This is a genomic window from Arsukibacterium sp. MJ3, from assembly GCF_000987765.1.
In the GTDB taxonomy this organism is placed as follows: Bacteria; Pseudomonadota; Gammaproteobacteria; order Enterobacterales; family Alteromonadaceae; genus Alishewanella.
Map to the genome: position 1 here is coordinate 1 of NZ_LAHP01000049.1, position 2,753 is coordinate 2,753.

General features: G+C 51.0%; 1 rRNA gene. It reads right to left on the bottom strand.

Annotated elements, in window-relative coordinates:
• Positions 1–2,708 (bottom strand): 23S ribosomal RNA (locus VT06_RS16520); the annotation flags it as partial.
• Positions 2,709–2,753: the final 45 nt, after the last annotated feature.

Consider the following 2,753-nt stretch of genomic DNA (forward strand, 5'->3'; position numbering starts at 1 on the left):
AACGCCCACGGCAGATAGGGACCGAACTGTCTCACGACGTTCTAAACCCAGCTCGCGTACCACTTTAAATGGCGAACAGCCATACCCTTGGGACCGACTTCAGCCCCAGGATGTGATGAGCCGACATCGAGGTGCCAAACACCGCCGTCGATATGAACTCTTGGGCGGTATCAGCCTGTTATCCCCGGAGTACCTTTTATCCGTTGAGCGATGGCCCTTCCATACAGAACCACCGGATCACTATGACCTACTTTCGTACCTGCTCGACGTGTCTGTCTCGCAGTTAAGCTGGCTTCTACCATTACACTAACCGTACGATGTCCGACCGTACTTAGCCAACCTTCGTGCTCCTCCGTTACTCTTTAGGAGGAGACCGCCCCAGTCAAACTACCCACCAGACACTGTCCGCAACCCCGATTCAGGGGCCTACGTTAGAACATCAAACATACAAGGGTGGTATTTCAAGGTTGACTCCATCAGAACTAGCGTTCCAACTTCATAGTCTCCCACCTATCCTACACATGTAGGGTCAATGTTCAGTGCCAAGCTATAGTAAAGGTTCACGGGGTCTTTCCGTCTAGCCGCGGGTATACGGCATCTTCACCGCAATTTCAATTTCACTGAGTCTCGGCTGGAGACAGCCTGGCCATCATTACACCATTCGTGCAGGTCGGAACTTACCCGACAAGGAATTTCGCTACCTTAGGACCGTTATAGTTACGGCCGCCGTTTACCGGGGCTTCGATCAAGAGCTTCGCTTGCGCTAACCCCATCAATTAACCTTCCGGCACCGGGCAGGTGTCACACCGTATACGTCCTCTTACGAGTTTGCACAGTGCTGTGTTTTTAATAAACAGTTGCAGCCAGCTGGTCACTGCGACTCTCTGCTGCTTACGGAGCAAGTCCTTCACAACAAAGAGCGTACCTTCTCCCGAAGTTACGGTACTATTTTGCCTAGTTCCTTCAGCCGAGTTCTCTCAAGCGCCTTGGTATGCTCTACCTGACCACCTGTGTCGGTTTAGGGTACGGTCGCCAATACCTGAAGCTTAGAGGCTTTTCCTGGAAGCATAGCGTCAACAGCTTCGTGTCCTTAGACACTCGTCTCGTATCTCAGCCTTAATAAACCGGATTTTCCTAGTCTATCAGCCTACTTACTTTCACGCGGACTACCAACGCCGCGCCTGCCTAGCTTTCTCCGTCCCCCCATCGCAGTATTGGCCGGTACAGGAATATTAACCTGTTTCCCATCGACTACGCTTTTCAGCCTCGCCTTAGGAGCCGACTCACCCTACCCTGATTAGCATGGGATAGGAACCCTTGGTCTTTCGGCGGGGAAGTTTTTCACTCCCCTTATCGTTACTCATGTCAGCATTCGCACTTCTGATACCTCCAGCAAACCTCCCGGTCTACCTTCAACGGCTTACAGAACGCTCCTCTACCACTTGTGTGTATCCCACAAACTACTTTATCCATCAACATCGACTGTTGTTGGACGCTTTTCCGTTGGGTGCTTCGCACGTCAACGTTAATCAAATAGTCTCTGGTGATACACACAAGTCCGCAGCTTCGGTGAATGATTTAGCCCCGTTACATCTTCCGCGCAGGCCGACTCGACTAGTGAGCTATTACGCTTTCTTTAAAGGGTGGCTGCTTCTAAGCCAACCTCCTAGCTGTCTATGCCTTCCCACATCGTTTTCCACTTAATCATTACTTTGGGACCTTAGCTGGCGGTCTGGGTTGTTTCCCTTTTCACGACGGACGTTAGCACCCGCCGTGTGTCTCCCGGATATTACTCACTGGTATTCGGAGTTTGCATGGGGTTGGTAAGTCGGGATGACCCCCTAGCCCAAACAGTGCTCTACCCCCAGTGGTATTCGTCCGAGGCGCTACCTAAATAGCTTTCGAGGAGAACCAGATATCTCCGAGCTTGATTAGCCTTTCACTCCGATCCACAAGTCATCCCCTAATTTTTCAACATTAGTGGGTTCGGTCCTCCAGTTAGTGTTACCCAACCTTCAACCTGCTCATGGATAGATCGCCCGGTTTCGGGTCTACACCCTGCAACTGTTCGCCCAGTTAAGACTCGGTTTCCCTACGGCTCCCCTATTCGGTTAACCTCGCTACAGAATGTAAGTCGCTGACCCATTATACAAAAGGTACGCAGTCACCCAACAAGTGGGCTCCCACTGCTTGTACGTACACGGTTTCAGGTTCTATTTCACTCCCCTTACAGGGGTTCTTTTCGCCTTTCCCTCACGGTACTGGTTCACTATCGGTCAGTCAGGAGTATTTAGCCTTGGAGGATGGTCCCCCCATGTTCAAACAGGATACCACGTGTCCCGTCCTACTCGTTTTCACTGTAAAGGCATTGTCGTGTACGGGGCTATCACCCTGTATCGCTACTCTTTCCAGAGTATTCCACTAACACCAATACAGCTTAAGGGCTACTCCGCGTTCGCTCGCCGCTACTAACGGAATCTCGGTTGATTTCTTTTCCTCGGGGTACTTAGATGTTTCAGTTCTCCCGGTTTGCCTCGCTACACTATGTATTCATGTAGCGATAACGCATAAATGCGTTGGGTTTCCCCATTCGGATATCTGCGGGTCTAACGCCTCTTACCGGCTTCCCACAGCTTTTCGCAGGTTAGTACGTCCTTCATCGCCTCTGACTGCCAAGGCATCCACCGTGTACGCTTAGTCACTTAACCATACAACCCCAAAATGTCTTGAAGGTATACAGCTGTGAGTAAGGT